The sequence below is a fragment of the Burkholderia sp. HAN2018 genome (assembly GCF_024704855.1).
Classification (GTDB): Bacteria; Pseudomonadota; Gammaproteobacteria; order Burkholderiales; family Burkholderiaceae; genus Burkholderia; species Burkholderia cepacia.
Window position 1 is genome coordinate 26,050 of sequence record NZ_QOBB01000015.1, and the last position, 20,653, is coordinate 46,702.

At 66.0% G+C, this 20,653-nt stretch carries 13 protein-coding genes; 3 read left to right on the forward strand and 10 right to left on the reverse strand.

Annotated features, from left to right (window positions below; genetic code table 11):
- Positions 1 to 108: 108 nt before the first annotated feature.
- On the reverse strand, positions 109 to 396 hold the full coding sequence (locus tag DPV74_RS05710; protein ID WP_226151172.1) for a hypothetical protein: 288 nt from the start codon (positions 394 to 396) through the stop codon (positions 109 to 111).
- A gap of 516 nt (positions 397 to 912) precedes the next feature.
- Between DPV74_RS05710 and DPV74_RS05715 the strand changes: the two genes are divergently transcribed.
- Entirely contained in the window at positions 913 to 3,024 is a 2,112-nt protein-coding gene (locus tag DPV74_RS05715) for a radical SAM protein (RefSeq protein ID WP_119336733.1), read from the forward strand.
- Between the two features lie 104 nt (positions 3,025 to 3,128).
- Here DPV74_RS05715 and DPV74_RS05720 read toward each other — a convergent pair whose 3' ends face one another.
- From DPV74_RS05720 to DPV74_RS05730, 3 genes are all read right to left on the reverse strand, one after another.
- On the reverse strand, positions 3,129 to 5,459 hold the full coding sequence (locus DPV74_RS05720; protein WP_119336734.1) for a bifunctional diguanylate cyclase/phosphodiesterase: 2,331 nt from the start codon (positions 5,457 to 5,459) through the stop codon (positions 3,129 to 3,131).
- 53 nt (positions 5,460 to 5,512) lie between these two features.
- On the reverse strand, positions 5,513 to 7,615 hold the full coding sequence (locus DPV74_RS05725) for a bifunctional diguanylate cyclase/phosphodiesterase (RefSeq protein WP_119336735.1): 2,103 nt from the start codon (positions 7,613 to 7,615) through the stop codon (positions 5,513 to 5,515).
- Positions 7,616 to 8,184: 569 nt separating this feature from the next.
- On the reverse strand, positions 8,185 to 9,882 hold the full coding sequence (locus DPV74_RS05730; RefSeq protein ID WP_021158125.1) for a M4 family metallopeptidase: 1,698 nt from the start codon (positions 9,880 to 9,882) through the stop codon (positions 8,185 to 8,187).
- Between the two features lie 303 nt (positions 9,883 to 10,185).
- Between DPV74_RS05730 and DPV74_RS05735 the strand changes: the two genes are divergently transcribed.
- Positions 10,186 to 10,317 carry a hypothetical protein gene (locus DPV74_RS05735; protein WP_257942958.1) on the forward strand — a complete coding sequence of 44 codons (132 nt, stop codon included), beginning with the start codon at positions 10,186 to 10,188 and terminating at the stop codon, positions 10,315 to 10,317.
- A 209-nt stretch (positions 10,318 to 10,526) separates the two neighbouring features.
- Here the strand turns inward: DPV74_RS05735 and DPV74_RS05740 are convergent, their stop codons facing one another.
- A complete protein-coding gene (locus tag DPV74_RS05740; RefSeq protein ID WP_240439930.1) occupies positions 10,527 to 11,741 on the reverse strand; it encodes an MFS transporter in 1,215 nt (404 codons plus the stop codon).
- A gap of 403 nt (positions 11,742 to 12,144) precedes the next feature.
- On the opposite strand from DPV74_RS05740, the gene DPV74_RS05745 reads away from it, so the two are divergent.
- Positions 12,145 to 12,675, forward strand: coding sequence for a toxin (locus tag DPV74_RS05745; RefSeq protein WP_119336737.1), 531 nt, complete (start codon positions 12,145 to 12,147; stop codon positions 12,673 to 12,675).
- 34 nt (positions 12,676 to 12,709) lie between these two features.
- On the opposite strand, the gene DPV74_RS05750 is transcribed toward DPV74_RS05745, so the two are convergent.
- The 5 genes from DPV74_RS05750 to DPV74_RS05770 all read right to left on the reverse strand — a co-directional run bounded on the left by DPV74_RS05750 (position 12,710) and on the right by DPV74_RS05770 (position 20,241).
- Entirely contained in the window at positions 12,710 to 13,459 is a 750-nt protein-coding gene (locus DPV74_RS05750; RefSeq protein WP_060316894.1) for an SDR family oxidoreductase, read from the reverse strand.
- Between the two features lie 237 nt (positions 13,460 to 13,696).
- Positions 13,697 to 14,104, reverse strand: a complete 408-nt coding sequence (locus DPV74_RS05755; protein ID WP_027792704.1) for a VOC family protein — start codon at positions 14,102 to 14,104, stop codon at positions 13,697 to 13,699.
- A gap of 315 nt (positions 14,105 to 14,419) precedes the next feature.
- Positions 14,420 to 15,334 (reverse strand): hypothetical protein, encoded by a 915-nt coding sequence (locus tag DPV74_RS05760; protein ID WP_119336738.1) that lies wholly within the window; start codon positions 15,332 to 15,334, stop codon positions 14,420 to 14,422.
- 146 nt (positions 15,335 to 15,480) lie between these two features.
- The gene (locus tag DPV74_RS05765) at positions 15,481 to 15,771 is read right to left on the reverse strand and encodes a hypothetical protein (RefSeq protein WP_124544445.1); all 291 of its coding nucleotides are present in this window, start codon (positions 15,769 to 15,771) and stop codon (positions 15,481 to 15,483) included.
- A gap of 135 nt (positions 15,772 to 15,906) precedes the next feature.
- Positions 15,907 to 20,241, reverse strand: coding sequence for a YadA-like family protein (locus DPV74_RS05770; protein ID WP_119336739.1), 4,335 nt, complete (start codon positions 20,239 to 20,241; stop codon positions 15,907 to 15,909).
- Between the last annotated feature and the right edge of the window lie 412 nt (positions 20,242 to 20,653).

The following is a 20,653-nucleotide window of genomic DNA, read 5'->3' on the forward strand; positions in this document are numbered from 1 at the left end:
AGGAGACGCGCGCGTCGCGCGTCATCATGCGCCCGCCGTCCGGCGGGCGCGTTTCACATCGATCGAAACAGGGGCGCGCGGCCGGACGGCGGAATCGGTGTATCCGGATTAACGCTCGCTCACCTTCACGCGCGGCAGCCATTCCGCCTCGGCACCCTGCGTGCCTTTCAATTGGGCGGGAATCGCGTCTTGCACTTGCGCGTCGTAGCGGCGTACCGCCTCGGTGTCGAGATGACGGCCGTCGAACGTCGACTGGCGACGGGTAATCATGTTGATGCGAAGGCGTTTTGCCGCCATGGTCGGTCTTCCTTGAAAAATCGGCACCCCGCCAACTGGCGAAGTGCAATAGATGTACGTGAGAAAGATGTCGCCAAGATGACGTGATGTGAAACGCACGTCTCCCGCCATCCTACGGCGGCTGCGCATGCACCGCAATGACCTCGAGCAAGCATCGCAGTTCACTTCTCCGCGATCCGCTTGCCGTCCGGCTTGATGGGTCGTTTCAAAGAAGGCACTCGAGGCGCGCCGCACGATCGACACGCTCCGCACTGGGCGCAGCGTCGAGGTACAACGGGTCGAAGGCCTGCCGGACGTGACGCCGTTCAACTTCGACCGCATCTGACCTCGCAGGCCGGGCCGTGATCGGGCCGCCGTTATAATCGGTGCGACTCTACGGCGGCCGCGCGTGTCGGCTGCCGGCTACACGCCGGGATGATTTCCCTTTCGGGCGCGACGCGCTCGAGGATTCCTTTCTCCCCGAGCGTGAAGCGCCTTGCGCCATTCCCCGCGCCTGCCATTCATGCTCAGCGAGGCAATGGATGGTGACTGCGCGAGTTGCTTCAAATATGACGGTTTCCCGTGCTGCCACCGGGTTCACGGGGATCCTCGACAAAAAGACAGAGGGCCTCGCCGATGCCGGTTTCCACTGGTTTTGACCGCAATGCATTCAGGGCGTATCCGCTGGACGGCGCGCTGCTGCGCTTTCACCCCGCGACAGGAACGCACGTCCGGATCGAGAGCGCGGCGACCCGCCACTTGCGGCGCCTCGCACCCCGGGTCGTGATGTTCGGGATAACGAACAAGTGCAATCTGTCCTGCGACTTCTGCTCGCGTGATGTGCGGCGCGACAGCGCCTGGTCCGTCCAGTCGGCCGCCGGCGTCCTTCGCGGCCTCGCCGCGGCAGGCACGCTGGAAGTCGCCTTCGGCGGCGGAGAGCCGTTCGCGTTCCGTGGATTCGCCGAGCTGATCGACATCCTCCATCACACCACGCCGCTTGCACTGAACGTCACGACCAATGGAACGCTGATCCGGCGCAACACGTTCGCGCCCTACGCGGGCCGCTTCGGCCAGGTCCGCGTCTCGCTCTACGACGATGTGCGCTGGCGCGACGCGGGCACGGTCCTGTCGGAATACGGGCAAAGGTGGGGCGCCAACCTGATCGTCGACGACGCCGTGCTGCCGGGCCTCCCCGCCCTGCTGGCCGAACTGGCCGCGCTGGGTTGTCAGGATGTCTCGTTGCTGTCCTACATCGGCCCCGATTTGCGCAGGCACCTTTCGCCGAGGGGGCGCGCGCAGCTCGCGGCTATCGTGCAGGATTCGCCGATCGCCTGCCGCCTGTCGGTGTGCTTCGGCGACGCGGTGCCCGTATCCAGATTGTTCGACGGAGCCGATGGCAGTGGCGACTGCGGCGCGGGGCTGGACTTCGTCTCCATCACGCCCGATCAACGCATGCAGGGCTGTTCGTTCCAGGACGGCGGCCTGCCTGCCGCCAGTGCGGAGGACATCCTGCACGGGTGGCGCAACGCGCGTGCGCATCTCGAGCAGCCCAGTGCGCGGCGCGGTTGTGCACGTCGCGGCGCAGATGCCGGTCGAACCCGGTCAACGCCGCCGGTCAGCGTGTGGCAGGCCTTCTCCGGCAACAACAGTGGTGAGTGCGTGATGGTCGCAAAATTCGAGACCATCGCGGATGCGGACGCCTACCTCGCACAACTGCTGCCGTCATGGGCGCCCGATGCCGAGTATTCGTCCGAGTGGAAGCGCCTGTTCAAGGAGGAAGCGGTCGCGGGGCCGGGCTTGTCGGGCGGAGGGTCGCCCCGCGAGCTGGCGGCGATCGGCCGCTCGGTGATCGCAACGGGATACGAGGCGGACGACCTGTTTCCGGAATTGCGTGCGCTGGCCTGGAAGAAAGGCGCATACGTGGTGCCCGGCGGCATCCACGCCCACGACGTGTTCCTGCTGGCCGCGGTGCGTGCGTCAGGCGCGGATGACGCACGCGATCTGGCCGCCCGGAAGCCCCATCCCGCCGCCAGGACCTGGCTGCATGGAGAGGTCGTCCTCGTCACGCTCGAGCTGCAGGGTGACGGCGCGCCAGGTGAACTCGTCGAGATCCGGCAACTGCTCACCGGCTATTGCGCCGGTCGCCCGCTCGCCGCGGAACTCGTGTTCGACGACATCGACGACGCGGCCATGCTGTCGGTCAAGAAGCGGCTCGGCGCGGAAATCGGTAGAACGCCAAGGCTTGCGCTGCATTTCGGCTCGCGTGAGGATTCCGGCGAGCGGGCGGTTCGATTCGCGCAAATGATCGCGGAAGGCCAGACCAACGTCGCCGGCACGTGTGTCCTGGTATCGGGAATCGAGCGGCGCAAGCGGCTCGCGGTGCTCGCCTATCGGCAAGGTGCGCATGTCGGCGCCATCGACGGCCCGGAAGTGCGCGTCAGCGCCTATTTTTTCGTGCGTGATGTCACCCCTCGGAAAGGCCGGCGCGCGGAACCCGGCGAGATCGATATCGGCCTGGTTCGCGAAGCGCTTCACCAGCGGTTTCCGGGCGGCGTTCGCATCGATGTCAAGGCGGGATATCGCCGGGGTATGGCCTTCGTGACCATCGTCACCGCGGACCCCGGATACGCTTTCGGGCAACTCGAGCAGCTTGCGGCGTCGTTCGATGCGAGGCTCAGCATCGGGGTGCACGAGGTCGATCCGCTGGCGTTTGCCATTCGACGCGTGATCGCGGACGTGCATTCCTGACCTTCAACGCAACCCGCCCGGCGCGCGCAATCGTCATCCCGGAATGCACGTTTTCGGCCGTCGATCGATCCGGGTATCGCGCAGTCCGGTCACGTCGCCGTCGCTCACGCCCGCCTGCCCGTCGACTGCGCAGCCAGCGCGGCCCGCTCGATCCAGCGAATGGCCGGCGCATCGTGCTCGCCCGGCGCGGGCTTGCCGATCAGGAAGCCCTGCACCTCGCGGCAGCCGGCATCCGTGATGCACGCCAGTTGCTCCTCCGTCTCGACGCCTTCCGCGACGGTCGTCACACCGAGGCGCTTGCCGAGATCGGCCACCGCGCACACGACGGCCGCGCAGTCCGGTCGCGAGATCGCATCGCGCACGAAGCTGCCGTCGATCTTGATCTTGTCGAACGGAAACGCGCGCAGATGCGCGAGCGACGAGAAGCCCGTGCCGAAATCGTCGAGGGCGACGCGCACGCCCATCGAACGCAGCGCGCGCAGGTCCGCGATCGCCTTGCCCTCGTCATGCAGCAGCGCGGTTTCCGTCACCTCGATTTCCAGCCGGTCGGGCGTGAGGCCCGCGCCGGCCAGCGCCGCCGCGAAGGCCGGCACGATCGTGCCGTGGCCGAGCTGCGCCGCCGACACGTTCACGGCGACGCGCGCGCCGTCCGGCCAGCGCGCCGCCTCCCGGCAGGCATGGTCGAGCACGAAGCGGCCGAGCCGGTCGATCAGGCCGCCGCGCTCGGCCACCGGAATGAAGTAGCCCGGCGAAATCCAGCCGGCGCGCGGGTGATGCCAGCGCAGCAGGGCCTCCCGCGCCGTCACCTTGCGAGTCCGGACATCGACGATCGGCTGGTAGAACACGTACAGCCCCTGGTTCTCGTCCAGCGCGACGCGCAGCTTCGATTCGAGCGCGATCCGCTCCTGCGCGCTCGTTTCCATGTCCGGCGAGAACATCCGGTACGTACCCTTCCCGGCTTTCTTGGCCGCATAGAGCGCCATGTCCGCGCGTGACAGCAGCACGCCGGCGTCGTTGCCGTGATGCGGCGCCAGCACGCAGCCGATCGATGCGCCGATGCGGAACTGCCGCTCGGGCGACGGCGCATAGGGCGCGACGAGCGTGTCGACGAGCCGCGCGGCCGCGCCCATCGCGCCATCCGCGTCGGTGTCGCGCAGCAGCACCGCGAATTCGTCGCCGCCGATGCGCCCGAACATCGTCCTCGCTTCCGGGCACTGCCCGCGAAGGCGTTCCGCGACCTGGCGCAGCACCTCGTCGCCCGCCGAATGCCCGCACGCGTCGTTGATCAGCTTGAAGCCGTCGAGGTCGATGAAGAGCAGCCCGAGCGTCTTGTCCGAGCGGCGCAGGCTCGCGTCGAATTCGGCGAGGAAGGTCGCGCGGTTCGGCAGGCCGGTGAGCGAATCGTGATGCGCGAGCTGGTGGATGCGCGCTTCCGCCTCGGCCTGCTGCGTGACGATCGACCACGACAGCATCGGGCCGATGTAGCGCCCCTCGGCATCGCGCACCGCCGAGACCTGGAGGTCGAGCACTTCCGGCCCGAGCCGCACGCGGCCGCGATGCGGCAGGTTCGCCGGATCGGCGAGCAGGCGGCGCTGGTGCTGCGGGTGCGGATGGAAGAAGTCGATCGACGCGCCGAGCGCATCGTCCGCGCGGATCGGCAGCAAATGCTCGATCGAGCGCAGCAGGTTTCGCGACGCCGTGTTCAGGTAGTTGATGCGGAACGTCTCCGGGTCGGCCGTCATCACGGCCACCGGCATGTCGTCGATCATCCGCATCAGCCGCGTCTGCGCCTGCTCGCGCATCCGCGATTCGGCCTGCGCGTCGACGGTACGCACGAAGCCCCGGTAGTTGACCGAGATGACGGCGATCAGCGCGGCCGACACGAAAGCCATGTTGACCGCGGTGGCGACGAGCGTCGGCTGGCCCGTCGAGAGGAAGAACGCGATGAACGCGGCGTTGACGATCACGGCCACGATCAGCGCGGCCGTGCGCAGGTACATCAGGCTGAAGATGCAGCCGATCACCGTGATCGCCATGTAGAACGCGACCTGGGCCTTTTGCCACGCGTCGCCGTACGGGAACAGCAGCAGCGCCCAGAGGGTGAACGTCACCGCGATCGGGATCACCAGCCAGTTCGTCATCGTGAGCGCACGCGACACGGTGTCCGGCGTCGGCTCCACCAGCCGCGCGCGGCGCCAGTGCAGCAGCCGCGCGAGCGACACGAGCGTCATCCCGGCCGGCATCGCGACCGACAGCCACCACGGCGTGCTGCGCAGGTGCGTGACGGCGAGGCTCCAGGTGCTCGAGACGAGGATCAGGTACATCACCGGGAGCTGGCCGGCGAATACCCGGAATTGCGCCGCGAGCAGGTCCGGGTTCCGGGCCGGCGCCGCGATGCTTGCCAGTCTGACCATCCGTGCGTAGTGGGTTTTCATGTGAGCCTGCCTGCTGCAACCTGCGTTCGGATTGCCGTATCCGGCGTTGTCGCTTACCGGCGCGGGCCCGGATCCATCTCGGCCGTGACGGCCGATCCGGACGCGGGAACCGTCGCGCTGGCGCGGTTGCTGCCGGTCAGCGCGATCTGCCCGCTGCCGACAATCTCGTTGAGTGGTGCGGGCCTGCCGAGCAGGAAGCCCTGCGCTTCGTCGCAGCCTTCGTCGGCCAGCAGCACGAGCTGGTCGCGCGTCTCGATGCCTTCGGCCAGGATCGGAATGCCCAGGCTCTTGCCGAGCGCGAGCACGGCGCGGATGATCGCGCGATCCTGCGGTTTCGCTTCCGCGTCCGCGACGAACGACTGGTCGAGCTTGATGCGGTCGAACGGGAACGAGCGCAGCGTGTCGAGCGACGAATAGCCGGTACCGAAATCGTCGAGCGCGATGCTCACGCCCAGCGCCTTGATCTGCCGCAGCGTATCCAGCGCGCGCTCGCGGCCGGCAAAGATCGTCGATTCGGTCAGCTCCAGCTGCAGGCGCGACGCCGGCAGGCCGGTTTCCTCGAGCACGTCCGCCACGAGCGCCGTCAGGTCCGCGTGCATGAACTGCACGGCCGATACGTTCACCGAGACCGTATAGGGCGGCTCCCACGTGGCCGCGCGCGCGCATGCCTCGCGCAGCACCCACGCGCCGATCTCCAGGATCACGCCGTTCTCCTCTGCGAGCGGAATGAACTCGGTGGGCGGTATCGTGCCGAGCGTCGCATGCTGCCAGCGCAGCAGCGCCTCGTAGCCGCGGATCTCGCCGGTCGTCAGCGACGTCTGCACCTGGTAGTGGATGCTCAGCTGGTTGTCGGCCACCGCGCGGCGCAGGTCGGCCGCGAGGCTGCGGCGCGCCCGGACGATCAGGTCCATCGCCGGCTCGTAGAAGCAGATCGATTGCGCGACGCTGCCCTTCGCACGGTACATCGCGAGGTCCGCGTTGTTGATAAGGATCGCCTTGGTGGCTGCGTCGTCCGGGTAGATGGCCACACCGAAGCTCGCGCCCGGCACGACCTCGTAGTCGTCCAGCCTGACCGGCTTGTAGAGCGCGGGCTCGAGCCGTTCGAGCAGGTCCATCAGGCGTGCGTCGTCGCCCATCCGGCAAAGTGCCGCGAATTCGTCGCCGCCGATGCGGGCGACGAATTCGCCTTCGCGCAGCAGGTTCGACATGCGCCGCGCGAGGATGCGCAGCACCTCGTCGCCGGCGTGGTGGCCGCGCAGGTCGTTGATTTCCTTGAAGCGGTTCAGGTCGATGCCGATCAGCGCGAGCTTCGTGCCCTGCTCTTGCGCCAGCGCGATTTCGAGGTCCAGCCGCTCGTTGAAGCTCGCCCGGTTCGGCAGGCCGGTCAGCATGTCGCTCAATGCCAGCCGGCGCAGGTGCTCGAGCGATTCGGCCCGCACGTTGCTGTCGATCACGTAGCTCACGAGCCCCGTGCAGACGATCACGAGCGACGTACCCGCGACCGCCAGCGCCAGCGGACGCAGCGTGTTCACGTCGGTCCACGCGCCGTCGAGCGTCAGCGGCGTGATGCGCAGCGCGGACATCCCGGTGAAATGCAGCGCGAGGATCGCCAGCGACAGCACGCCGGCCATCTGGTTGACCGCGTGCGGCGACGGCCGCAGCGCGAGGTGCAGCGCGAGCGCCGCGAGGGTCATCGCCAGCAACACCGACGCGACCAGGTAGCCGATGTCCCACGACACGATGCCCTCGACCCGCCACGCGAGCATGCCGGTGTAATGCATCAGCACGATCGCGACGCCGACGATCGCGCCGCCGAGCGCGGGCGCGATCCTGACGATGCGGCAGGTCGTGAGCGCGAAGCCGATCGTGCTGCCGCCGACCGCGATGAGCAGCGACACGAGCGTGAGCGGCAGGTCGAATTGCACGGGCGCGCCGGCGTCGAAGCCGAGCATCGCGATGAAGTGCGTGCACCAGATCGCCACGCCGGCCGAAATGGCCGTCAGCACCTGCCAGCCGAACCGCTGCGTGCCGGAGGTGTTCACCGTGCGCTGGAACAGGCGCGCGGTGACCCACGAGCCGGCCCCGCACAACAGCGCGGCAAGCAGGACCAGCCAGTGATTGTGCCGTTGAACGATGCACCCTAAAACTGTCGCCAAAACCTTTCTTCCCCTATCCGTCGCATGCGTGGATGCCGTTCCCGATCGAAACCGCGGGGCGATGCCGCTTCGATCAGGCGCGCCTTCCGGATATCGGCATGCGATGAATAAACTGAACGCCGCGCGGCGGCACGCAAACGATTGCCCGGAAGATATTTTTTCTGGGAAAAGTGCCGGAACGAGACGGGGCGGGATATCGAAGGATCGGCCGATGGTTTGCCGATCGACCGACGGGTGTGGGCGATGGGTGATACGGCCGGATTCCGCCGCGTTTCACCGTCAGGTTTCTTCCGGGTTCGTCACGGATGGCCAGGGAACGCGGCGCGGTTATCGAGGAAGGTGCGGCAGGCGCAACCATGTCGGCACGAAGTGCCGAAGAACGGGATAGGTGGCTGGCGAGATAAAAACCGGATTCCAGAGATCGACCGCCCGCAATTGCAGGCGGTCGATCAACACGCGTCCGTCATTTGCCCGGGCGTCGCGTGGCCTCGATCGGCTCTCCGTTCTCCGACACGAAATGCCACCACGCGATCGATCCTCGGGCATTCAACGCACTGGCACAAACGCCATCAATTCACCCCGACCGCGCTCCATGCGCGAGCGACCGTCGCGCTTTCGGCCGAATTCGCGCCGTACAGGTCGTTCGCCGCCTGGATCGACGCACGCCGCGCGTTCGGGTAGCTGGAGTTCGCGTTCAGATACACGGTCAGCGTCCGGTACCAGATCTTGCCGGCTTTCTCGCGGCCCAACCCGGTGAAGGTCGTGTCGCCGTTGCAGACCAGTTTCGCCTTCGTCAGGCCGGTATCGGTCGACGGCACCGTCGGGCCTTCCGCCAGCAGGTAGAAAAGGCGGTTGCCGACGCCCGACGTGAAATGCGGATCGTGGCGCGGATTCGACCACGAGAATCCGCCGGACGGGTAACAGCTGAACGACCTGCCATCGAGATCCTGCTTGTACATCTTGCGCAGGCCGCCGCTCACCACGCGCGCACCGATCACGTAGTTGCCGGGATCGTTCGGGTTGTTCGCGTAGTACTTGACGAGCGTGCCGAAAATGTCGGAAGTCGCTTCGTTCAGCCCGCCCGCGTCGCCCGAATAGTTCAGGTTCGCCGTGGCCTCGGTCACGCCGTGGCTCATCTCGTGTCCGGCCACGTCGACCGACACGACCGGCTTCGGCAGGCTCGTGCCGGGCTGGCCGTCGCCGTACACCATGATGTGCGACGGCATCCATGCCGCGTTCGCGCCGGTCGTGCCGCTGCCGGTGTCGAACACCACGTGCGCGAAACTCTTCACGCCGCGCCCGTCGTTGAAGATACCGTTGCGGTTGTGCGTCGTCTTGTAGTAATCCCAAGTTAACGCCAGACCGTAATCGATGTCGGCGGCGACGGTCTGCCGGTCGGTGGTCGCGTTGTTGCCCCACACGTTCGTGCTGCTCGTGAAGATCGGCAGGTCGGTCGCCTGCTCGACGTCCTCCGCGATCAGTCCGCGACCGTCGTACACAGAGCCGCCGCCGCGATTCGGATCGAGCATCCGGTATGCGTTCGTGCCTGTCTGGTCGGTGGTCAGCGTCAGGTTGCCGTAGTACAGCGAGCGGCCGGTGCCGGTCGCGGCGGCGGTCTTGATCAGGTCCTGCGCATCGAGCACGGCGCCCGTGCGTGCGTCGACGTAGTACAGCACCGCATCGCCGTGCACGTCGTTCGACTTGCCGTATACGCGCACTGCATAGGCCAGCGTCGGCGTGACGTCGCGTGCGAACACCACGAGTTCCGCGTCGTCGACGCGGCGCACGTCCGAGTTGAAACGCGCGGTCGCGATGCGCTTGACCCTGGCGTTGCCGATGTCGGGCGCGTTGCGTATCACGGAGCGGTTTCCGACCTTGCCGATCGTGCCGGCGAGATTGATCGGCGCGAGCTGGGTCACGCTCGCCTGCTTCAACTGCCCCTTGCTCGAATGGACGACCACGTCACCGCCGATCACGGGCAGGCCCGCGTAGAAGCGGTCGAAACGCACGTGCTCGGTGCCGTCGGGATCGACGATCACGTCGCGCACCTCGAATTGATCGCCGTCCGTCGGCGCACTCGCCTGCGGCCCTGCGAACTTCAACGTGCGTGCTGCGCCGCCAGCGGCCAGACTGAAGGCGGACGGGTTCTGCTGGATCAGTTGCAGTGCCTTGTCGACCGTGGCCGACTGGTCGCCGGCCTGGGCAAAAGCACTGAGACTCGCGACGGTAATCGCGGTGATGGACAGCAGGCGAGACAGTTTCTTCATGTAATCCCCCGGTTATGTATGGGTGATGTTCGAGGAATGCATCAAGTACAGACTTTGATCCAGGACATGTCACGAACTGCAGAGGGATGCTAGAAGGTCATTTTTATAATTACAAGATATTTTCTGACAGGTTAATATTTTCTGTCGGCGATGTTAATCGAGTCATGATTTGGTGAGAAATCTGAAATGATCTCGTCGGCTACGATGCCGGTTTCGGCAACGCCGCATCGGCGGAATGTGCGTGACGGGCCCGCCGTTACTGGGGAAAGGCGTGCGTGGCGCGGGTCGGGCGGGATGGAGGGTGTGAAGCTCGAGGTAGCGCGGCAGATGCTATTTGCTTTATTAAATATTGATTTTGATTATTGCCATTCCGGGCGCGCCGCCGGGATTTTTAATGCCCCTGCGATTCTCGCCCTTGATGACACTGCCTTTTAATTCGTAGTAAAAGCCTCGCGAATGACGCGCGAGAACAAGTTTTCTACGAATCTTTTGTTTGAGCGGTACGGCTCAGCCGGCAGCATGAGTGCGTCACACTGCCTCTTGTATCGCCCTATCCGCGCAGCGTGACGCGGATGCGCGGCCGCACGCCGCTGTTTTCGCGAGAGATGCATACGGCCGATGGACCATCCGTCGACGTCGGCCGCCTACCTGCCCCGCACCTTGACCTGCACCACCAGCCACGTCAGCGCCCCCAGCACGAATACAGCGAGCGTCCACGTGCCGCCATGGTGCTGCAGCACCGCAGCCGTCGCGGCGATGCCCGCCAGTCCCTGCTGCAGGAAACCGCACAAGGCCATCGCATGCGCGCCGTGTTCATGCGCATCGCTGACGGCGGTCGCCATGCTGTTCGGAAACAGCACCGCCTGGCCGAAGATCGCCAGGCAATACAGCGCGATGAAGATCCACAGGCCGGAGAAATGGGTCAGCAGGCCGCTCAGCCACGACACCAGCATCAACGTGGTTGCGAACGCAAGCAACGCGGCGCCGGCATGCATCAGCCGGGCGCCGCCATGCCGTCTCACGAGACGGTTGACCAGCATCGCCCCGCTGAAATAGGCCACGCCGAGCAGCAGGCCGATACTGCCGAAGCTCGTCACGGCCAGCTTGAAATGTTCCTGGAACACGAACGGGCTCACCTCCTGCAAGGTGACGGTCGTCGCGAACCCCAATCCGCCCGCGCAGGCTGGCCACAGGAAGCCCGGGCGCCGCAGCAGGAGCCAGTAGGTACCGGCCAGGCCCGACGGTTTGGCGGCTCGGCTTCCCGCCTTCAACGGCAACGCGTACGACAACGCGATCGACAGCGCGGCGACGACGGCCATCAGCACGAAACCCGTTTGCCAATGACTGTATCGGCCGATGAGCCCGCCGATGAACTGGCCGCCGCCCAGGGCCGTGATGAAGGCGATCGACAACACGGAGAGGCGTCGCGCCAGTTCGTCGCCGCGCCATTTGTCGCGGACGATGATTCGGGCGATGATCGCCGCGCCGCCGCCGCCGATGCCCTGGATGGCACGCAACACGAGCAGCGCCGGTGCGACCGTGCAGCCGGCGAGCAGCAGGCTGCTGCCAATGAACAGCAGCAGCGAAATCAGCAGCGGGCCGCGCCGGCCCCAGCGTTCCGCGGCAGCGCCCCAGAATGGCACCGGCAGCGCGGCACCGATCACATAGGCGGAGATGGATAACTCGGCGCCGCCTTGCGTCATCTTCAACTCGCGCATGACGACAGGCAGCGACGGCAGGTACACCGTCGTCGCCATTTGCGCCATGAATACGACCAGGCACGCCAGTGCCATCAGGGAAGCAGCCGACGCCGCAGGTTCGCACGGCGCACCGGCGGCAAGAACGGGTTTGTCGCTCATGCCAGCCCTCGATCCGGTCGGAACGCGCACCCGGTCGTTGCCCATTCGAGCGCACATGACGGGCTCCCGTCGCGGGCGCTATCCGCGTACATGCGCGTCTGAAATCCGGGTTCGGTCGCCATCGTTTCTCTCACGTTATTTTTTTCGGGGTTTGCCGCGGTTGTGGGCGGCAGGACTGAAGCGGCTGATTGTACAAAGGTGCGGGAAACGAATGGTAGACGCCGAATTCAAATGACCGTTGCGGAGCGGCGAGGGGCTCCCGGCTCCGCCCGCCCCGACAATGCAGGAAGTGTGGTGGGGCAAGCAGGGCCATGGCCGATATTCAATGACGAACCGCAGCCGAGCGACCGCTTCGTGCATGAGGCACAATAGCCGGCTTCAACATTCAACCGCGATCAAACCCATGCGCTTCGTCGTCGTTGGAACCAGCGGAGCGGGGAAATCCACCTTTTCCAGCGCACTGGCGGTGGCAGCAGGCTGCCCGTACATCGAGCTGGATCGACTCTACTGGGGCCCCGACTGGACTGCCGTGCCGCCGGAACAGTTCGAGCGCGCCGTGCTGGCCGCGACGGCCGGCGACCGATGGGTCGCCGACGGGAACTACAGCGCCGTGCGCGACGTGCTCTGGTCGAGAGCCACTCACGTGATCTGGCTCAACTTCGGGCGGCGGACGGTGTTCTCCCGCGTGCTCTGGCGCACGTTGAGCCGCGGGCTCATGCGCACCGAACTTTCGCACGGCAACCGCGAGTCGCTGCGGATGGCATTTTCGCGAGAGTCGGTGCTGCTGTGGTCGTACACCACGTTCGCCAGGAATCGTGTCAAGTTCGCCGGCCTGCGTGACGACCCGAAATACGCGCATCTGCACTGGACGGAGATCACCCTGCCTTCGCGCACCCGCGCGGTCATCGACATGCTGGTTCGCGCCGGCGGTTGAGCGCGGCGCGACGCGCGTTTGCGGCGATGCGAATTCACTTCACGGCCGCATTGCCTCCGTCGGCGAACAGGGCCGAGCCGGTAACGAAACTGGCCATCGGGCTCGCCAGAAACAGCGCCGCGGATGCGATCTCGTCGGGGCGGGCGATGCGCTTCATCGCGTGGAGCCCGGCCGCCCATTCCTTCTGCTCACGGTCTCCCCCCATCGCGGTGTCCACACCGCCCGGCAACAGTGCGTTTGCCCGAATCCCCCGTGCCGCGTAGTCCGCGGTGATGCCCTTCACCAGTCCCATCAAGCCGGCCTTGGACGCACCATACGCGGACATGCCGGGTAGCCCGACGCTGGTTCCGACGAAGCTGGACGTGAAGACGATCGAGCCGCCTCCGCGTTCGAGCATCGCGGGAATCTGGTTGCTTGCGCCCAGGAAGGCGGCCGTCAGATTGGTAGACAGCGTGTGCTGCCAATCGTCGAGCGAGATGTCCGCGAGCGGTTTGAGCGGCCCGACGGTTCCCGCGTTGTTGATCGCGATGTCGAGACCGCCGAACTCGCGCAGGGCTGTCGCGACGAGCCTTCGATGCGTATCGACGTGACAGACGTCGCCGGCGCAGGCGAACGCCTGCCCGCCGTGACGACGAATCTCGCTGGCCACCTGATTCAACGCGGATTCGCTTCGCGCGCCCAATACGATTGACGCGCCATGCGCCGCGAACATCAATGCGATCGCCCGGCCGATTCCGGTGGAGGCACCGGTGACGATGGCGACTTTCCCGTCGAGTAAGGTCATCTTCTTCACATCCCGTGAGTGAGGTCAGTCACGGCAATGTAGGCGACCGTTTGCAGGCAGACACTCCGTTTCTTGCTGTTGAAATCCGGTGCAACGGCATCGCGGGTGGTGCGGCACGGCCATGTCGCGCGCTGCGGCGATCTGCACGTGATGGAGATGCGCAGCCTTCCCGACCTGCACGGTCATTGAAACGGCGGCCCGCGCCGGCACCCGAACGCGGTATGACGCTTGCCGGCGTCAGTCGTCGAACGTGCCTTGATATTCCGGCGCGGCATCCGCGCGCGTGTTCAGCTCGAACATCACGCCGCCCGGCGCGCGGCAGAAGAAACGCGAACCGCGCCCGTTGTTGAAGACGTCCGTCACCATCTCGACGCCCTCTTCCCTGAAGCGTTCGAACAACGTGCGAACGGCATCGAGGCTCGGCAGTTCGAACCCGACGTGGAAATTCGTCGGCCACGCGGTCTCATCGTCGCCGGCGTGATCGATCACTACGTCGAAGCCCGGGCGCTTGAGGATCCAGGATTTGTCCCAGCTTCCCGCGATCGTGAAGCCGAGATGCCGCTCGAAGAATCGGGCCGTCGCCAGTGTGTCGGCGGAGGGGAAGCTCAGGTGATTGAGCTTCATGGTTTGCGTCATGGCAGTCATTGCGAGTCTCCGTCATGCGTCGATCGGCGGAGGCCCCATGCCGTTCCGCCCGACGCACCCAGAATACGAGCCGCGGCTCGCATTCGACAATTCGCATTCGCCGCCTGGCTCGACAGCGCGCGAACCCGCGAGAAATCGCGGATCGGGGCGCGGTTGCGAGCGCTGCGGATCGCGCCATTCGCATTTGTCCGTGATTTGGCTGAACCACATCACTTCCGGCAGCCGCCCACCTAATTGCTCGAGAGAGCCATCTCCATTGGATCCTCTTTCTGGACAGGTGGAACCATCGTTGAAAGCGACACGCCCCATGCCGCCCTACGTCTTCGCCGCTTCGTAAACCTTCGTCTTCGGATTGAACCGGTATTCGACGACATCCGCGGCGCCCTCGGTCTTTTTCCGGCCGGCGTTGTCGATGCCCGTCCCGGTCATCGCCACGCGAAGGCGCGGCCAGTCCCGGCCGTCTGCCGGCAGGAAGGTTAGCGTCGACGAGCTTTCCACGCACGGTATCCGGTTGCCGGTACCCGCGGCCTCGCATGCCGCGCCGCTGTCGTTACCGCGAAATACGTTGCCGGCATAGGTCCAGTCGGTATCGTCAGGATTGCTGGACGCATCGGTGCGCCGATAGACGAACATGCCGAACGACTTGATCCGGGTACCGGAAGCCAGGTACCAGGTCGGCACGGCCAGTACGATCCGTCCGTCCGGCAGGGTCGTGCTCACGGCCGGTTCCCTGTCGTCGATCGTGTCAGCCTTTTCGTAGCGGCCAAACTCGCCGATCGAGCGTTCCGACTCGATCATGTTCCAGCCGGCCACGCCGCCGTCCGAGATCCATTCGAAGGTCGCCTCCGTGATCGTCACCCTGGCATCGGGCGCCGGCTCGGCGGTGTTCTCCTGTTCGGCGTACTTGTTCGGCGTCTCGTACGCGAAGCCGGTGAAGTAGCGGCCGCCGTTCAGGTCGAACGCGTGGCCGTACCAATACGTGGCCTGGCTTCCGTTGGCGATCTCCATCGTCGCCTCGCCATGCGCGTCCTTCTGGTAAATGCCCTCCAGCACCTGGCCCGGCCTGGGCGGCACGGGCGAGTCGCGCCCTGCGCGCTGCGAGGTAACGGCCTGCGTCGCCGACGCGGCCGCCGGCTGCGCATTCGACGCGGTATCGGCCTGACCGGAACGATCCCCGCATGCCGCGACCAGAAGCGAAACGACGGACAGCCATGCAACTTTCCCGATCATGTGCCTTTACCCCGGATGCGTCTTCAAGTGACCCGATGCACGCTCACGGGTGCACCAATTGATATCGCCGTTCGATACCGGTTGCCCGGCCGATCGATTCGGGCGCCGGTTCTCTTGTCGAACCCATGGCGCGGATTGTCCGGGCGCTAGCGGCACCTGCCGCCGTAACCGGCCGGCAAAGCCGATGGCAACGCGGCGCTCGCCGCGAAGGCAGGCAGCCCAATGTGACGCGGCAACGCGACGCGCTGCGCGGGAAGCATCCTGTTCTCGGGTTTCATCGTTTTCATTTTGTCGTTGTCGGCGCCAATACGGGACTGGAAGACGTGCTCGGACACGCTCAATGCGGAGTGCATTGCGCCAGCGCCGATTATCTCCACAATCGGCGAATAAATCATCCATCGACGGCATCGGCTGCCGGACGAGCCCGGCGTAGCCATACCGCTCTTCGCGACGCCTCAAGCGTCGATGGCCCGGGGTCGACAGACACACCCCGGGCCACGGATCTCCCGCCGATGTCGGGCATCACGACCGCTGCCCGACACCACCGTTCGATCGATACTGCGCGGACAACGTCAGAACTGGTAACCCGCGCCCACCACCGCGCCGAAGTCCGAACGCGTGTTGCCCGTCACCGACGCCTTGACGACCCAGCGGTTGCTTTCCGTCACGTACGAGTACCCGGCGGCGAAACCCTGCTGGCCGTGATAGTTCGACGTCGCCGCCGAGACCATCGAGCGGCCCGCGCCCGTCGGTTGCGGCAGGCCGGCCACGGCCATTGCCGATGCCACGCCGCCGTACATGTCCTTCTTCAGGTCGTTGAACGAGTTGTACACCTGGCCGATGCGCTGGTCGGTGTAGCCCTTCGCCTGCGACGTGGCGGTCGACAGGTTGTCGTTCAGCTGCTGCACGTTCACCGCGTCGGTCGGCGCCGTGCCGGCCGCGACGTTCGTGACCTGGCGCTCGCTGCCCATCGCACCGACCGAGAACGAATTGTCGCGATCGGCAACGGAGCCCTGGCCGACCGCCACCGCGTTCTTGCCGGTTGCGGTTGCCGTCGACCCGATCGAACCGGCATCGGCACGTGCGATCCACGTCGTGTTCGCATCGGTCGCCGCCGCACGGATCTGGTCGTTGGCCGCCGCGTTCTTCAGCGCGTTGTTGAACTGGCCCATGTTGACCGCGTCGTTGTCCTTCACGCCCGCCGCGACACCGGTCAGCACGCGGTCGCCCGACGTGCCGGAGAAGTTCACGCTGGTGCCGCCGGTGTCCTTCCCGACCGTGATCGCGCCGTTCGGATCCTGCTGCTGCACGAGGCCGGCCTTGCCGTTCGCGATGTTGTTCACGTTCCCCTGCAGGTTCGTGATGTCGGTCGTGTTCTTCGCGACCTGCTGGTTCGTCGCGTAGAGCTGCGAGCCGTTCACCGCATCCGTGCTGGTTGCGCTGAGCGTGCCGGCCTGCACGTTGGTGATGCGCGTGCCGCCTGCACCGCCGAGCGTGATCGAGCTCTTCGACGCGTCGTCGTACTGCACCGCGAGCGCACCGAGCTGGTTGAGACTCGACTGCACGCCCTTCAGCTGCTTGACGTTCACCGCGTCGGTATCGGCGGTGCCCGCGGCGACGTTCTTCAGCACGACGGCCGCATTCGGGTCGCCGCCGATGAGCGATACCGAATTCATCCGGTTGCCGTTCGCGTCGACGTCGTACTTGACGACGTTCTTCACGGCCTCGCCCGCCTGGTTGGACACCTGCGTGATCTGCTGTTCGAGCGACGACTTCACGCCCGACAACTGGCCGCCGTTCACCGCGTCCGTGCTGCCCGCGGCGACGTTGCCGTCGGCCACGTTCGTCAGCTTCGTCGGTGCACCGCCGCGCGCCGCGTTGTAGGCGCCGAGCGTCGGGTCGAACTGCAGCGCGTCCTGCTGCAGCCCCGCGATCGCGGCCGTGTTGCCGGCGATGTTCGTTTCCGCATTGCCGATGCGCGTTTCGTGATTCTCGAGCGTCGTCGTGTTGTTGAGAACGCGGCCGTCGAGATTCGTGAGCGCGTCGCCGACATTGTTGAACGAACCGCCGCCGACCTTATAGTCCGGCGCGCTGATCGAGCCGTCCGGATTCGCCGTCGCACCGCCGCCCAGCGCGGCCGCCGTGCCGTCGGTTGCACGGCGCAGTTGCGCGCCGTTCACCGCGTCCGTGCTGCCGGCCGCGACGTTGCCTTCCGCGACGTTGGTCAGGCGCACCGGGCTCCCGCCGTTGCCCGCGCCGAGCGAAACCTGCTTCTTGCTCGCATCGTCGTACTTCACGGCGAGTGCATCGAGCTGGCTCGTGCCGTCCTGGATCGCCGCGTTCAACTGGTCGACGTTGACCGCGTCCGTGCCGTTCTTGCCGGCCGCGACGTTGCCGATGCGTTGCGGGCCGTTGCCGCCGTGGCTCGCGTCGTAGGTGCCGAGGTTCGCGTTCCACTGGAGCGCGTCCTGCTGGAGCGCCGCGATGTTGCCGGTGTTCGTCGTCACCTGGTTGCCGAGCGTCGTCACGTTGTTGCTGACGTTCGTAATCGACTGGTTCAGCGAGTCGGTTGCCTTGCCGAGCTGGCCGACGTTCACGGCGTCGCTCGCGGCAGTGCCGTCCGCCACGTTGTGCAGGCCGACCGTCGACTGCGCGCCCTTGCCGCCGAGCGTCACGCCGCTGTGCGCGTCATCGTCGTACTGCACCGCGTTCTTCGTCGCGTTGCCGATCTGGTTGTTGATCGACGTGCTCAGGTTGCCGAGCGTCGTATTGATGTTGTTCGTCACGCTCGTGCTGAGCGACGACAGGCCGCCGTTCAGTTGCCCGACGTTCACCGCGTCGGTGTTCGCGACACCGGCCGCGACATTGTGCAGCGTCGTGCCGTTCGTGCCGGCGAACGTCACCGAGTCGAAGCCGCTCTGGCCGTCGTACTTCACGTTGCGCGTGTCGGCCGCCTGCAGGTTGCTGATGTTGGTGGTCGCCGTGCTCAGCGACGCATTGATGCCGGTGACGTTGCTCTGCAGGTTCGTGATGTTCGACGCGGCGGTCGAGATCGACGATTGCAGCGGCGCGACGCTGCTGTTCAACTGACCGACGTTGACCGCATCGGTGTCGGCGATGCCGGCCGCGACGTTGCCGATGCGTTGCGGGCCGTTGCCGCCGTGGCTCGCATCGTATGCGCCGAGGTTCGTGTTCCACAGAAGCGCGTCCTGCTGGAGCGCCGCGATGTTGCCCGTGTTCGTCGTGACCTGGTTGCCGACATTCGTAATCGACTGGTTCAGCGAGTCGGTTGCCTTGCCGAGCTGGCCGACGTTCACGGCATCGCTCGCGGCAACGCCGTCCGCCACGTTGTGCAGGCCGACCGGCGACTGCGCCCCCTTGCCGCCGAGCGTCACGCCGCTGTGCGCGTCATCGTCGTACTGCACCGCGTTCTTCGTCGCGTCGCCGATCTGGTTGGTGATCGACGTGCTCAGGTTGCCGAGCGTCGTGCTGAGGTTGTTCGTCACGCTCGTGCTGAGCGACGACAGGCCGCCGTTCAGTTGCCCGACGTTCACCGCGTCGGTATCGGCGACACCGGCCGCGACGTTGTGCAGCGTCGTGCCGTTCGTGCCGGCGAACGTCACCGAATCGAAGCCGCTCTGGCCGTCGTACTTGACGTTGCGTGCGTCAGCCGCCTGCAGGTTGCCGATATTCGTGGTTGCCGTGCTCAGCGATGTATTGATGTCCGTGACGCTGCTTTGCAGGTTCGTGATGTTCGATGCCGCCGTCGAAATGGACGTCTGCAGCGGGGCGACACTGCCCTTCAGCTGACCGACGTTGACCGCATCGGTGTCGGCGACGCCGGCCGCGACGCCGCCGATCGTGGTGCCGTTGCTGCCGTCGAGCGCGATCGCCGCGTGCGAATCGTCGGTGTATTTCACGACGTTCTTCGTCGCCGTCACGATGCTGGTGCTGAGGCTGTTGCCCACGCTGGTCACACGCTGGTCGACGTTCGAAATCGTGGTCGACAGCGAATTGCCGACCGACGTCACGCGCGCGTCGACGTTGGCGATGCTCGTGCTGAGCGTGCCGTTCACGTTCTTCAGCTGCTGGACGTTGACGGCATCCGTATCGGCCGCGCCCGCCGCGACGTTCTTGAGCTGACGCTCGGCGCCGATGGCGCCGAACGACACCGCGCCGCCGACCGGCGCAGCCGTACCGCCGAACACCGGCGTGCCGCCGCTGTTCGCGCCGACGCTGCCCGAGCCGATCGCCACCTGGTTGTTGTCGTTCGTCTGCGCGCCCGCACCGATCGCCACGGATTGCGTGCCGCCGGCGCGCGTCTGTGTCGCCGCGTCGTACGACGCGCCGGCCGACACGCCGTCGCTCGAAGTCGGGTTCGCACCGCCGATCGCAACCGAACGGTCGCCGCTTGCCAGCGCCGAGTGGCCGAGTGCGATCGAGCTCGTGCCGCGCGCATCGGCGACGTTGCCGAGCGCCATCGAGAAGTCGCCGACCGCGGCCGACTGGCGGCCGACGGCGAGCGACGTATTGCCTTGCGCGACGGCTACCGTGCCGATGGCCGTGGCCGAGTTTGCCAGCGCCTGCGAACCGACGCCGATCGCAATCGCGCCCCCGCTGCTGGTGCCGCCCTTGCTGCTCGCATTCGACTGGTCGCCGATCGCGATCCCGCTGGTACCGGCCCTGGCGTTCGTCCCCATCGTGACGTTTGCCGTGCTCACCGCCACGTAACTTCCGCTCTTGGTCGACACGCACAGCGGGTTCGTCCCGTCGATGCACTGGCCGTTCAGCGCGTTGTCCGGGTTGCCGCGGTCGACGAAGTTGTCCGCATGCGCGGCCCCCGCGATCAGGACACCTGCGCCCGTGAACATGGCGGCGGCGAGCGCCGAAATCTGCTTCCTCTTCATGGTCTTCTGCTCCGTTTTGTAGCGTCTGGTTTGTATACGGACTACTTAATTTGCTTGAAGGATTCAGCTGCGATTGCGACTGCGATTACGATTACGACTTCAGTGCGGAACCCGATTCCGATGCCCGGCCCGAGCGTGTCGAAGGCGACACGCATCGCCCGCCCGTAGCGACGGGACGTTCGAAAGCCCGGGCACGCCGTTGGTGTGACGGCCCGTTCCGTTAATCCGCTTAATGCATTAGGAATGCATATCGTTTTATATGGGCGAATTCGCCCATCGATTGAATCCGGAGATTCAACCCGCCGTTATGGACACCCCTGATTTGATGTCGCGCCGACCGCGACCAACCCCGCTTCTTTTATTTCATCGACGGCAACCGGACGTGCGCCTGAGCGCTACGGACATGCGTTCG

Excerpts from the sequence above, each read along its gene's own strand:
- DPV74_RS05715 (WP_119336733.1), top strand. The coding sequence starts at position 913 with ATGCCGGTTTCCACTGGTTTTGACCGCAATGCATTCAGGGCGTATCCG.
- DPV74_RS05720 (WP_119336734.1), bottom strand. The coding sequence starts at position 5,459 with ATGAAAACCCACTACGCACGGATGGTCAGACTGGCAAGCATCGCGGCG.
- DPV74_RS05730 (WP_021158125.1), bottom strand. The coding sequence starts at position 9,882 with ATGAAGAAACTGTCTCGCCTGCTGTCCATCACCGCGATTACCGTCGCG.
- DPV74_RS05740 (WP_240439930.1), bottom strand. The coding sequence starts at position 11,741 with ATGAGCGACAAACCCGTTCTTGCCGCCGGTGCGCCGTGCGAACCTGCG.
- DPV74_RS05745 (WP_119336737.1), top strand. The coding sequence starts at position 12,145 with ATGCGCTTCGTCGTCGTTGGAACCAGCGGAGCGGGGAAATCCACCTTT.
- DPV74_RS05750 (WP_060316894.1), bottom strand. The coding sequence starts at position 13,459 with ATGACCTTACTCGACGGGAAAGTCGCCATCGTCACCGGTGCCTCCACC.
- DPV74_RS05755 (WP_027792704.1), bottom strand. The coding sequence starts at position 14,104 with ATGACTGCCATGACGCAAACCATGAAGCTCAATCACCTGAGCTTCCCC.
- DPV74_RS05760 (WP_119336738.1), bottom strand. The coding sequence starts at position 15,334 with ATGATCGGGAAAGTTGCATGGCTGTCCGTCGTTTCGCTTCTGGTCGCG.
- DPV74_RS05765 (WP_124544445.1), bottom strand. The coding sequence starts at position 15,771 with ATGGCTACGCCGGGCTCGTCCGGCAGCCGATGCCGTCGATGGATGATT.
- DPV74_RS05770 (WP_119336739.1), bottom strand. The coding sequence starts at position 20,241 with ATGAAGAGGAAGCAGATTTCGGCGCTCGCCGCCGCCATGTTCACGGGC.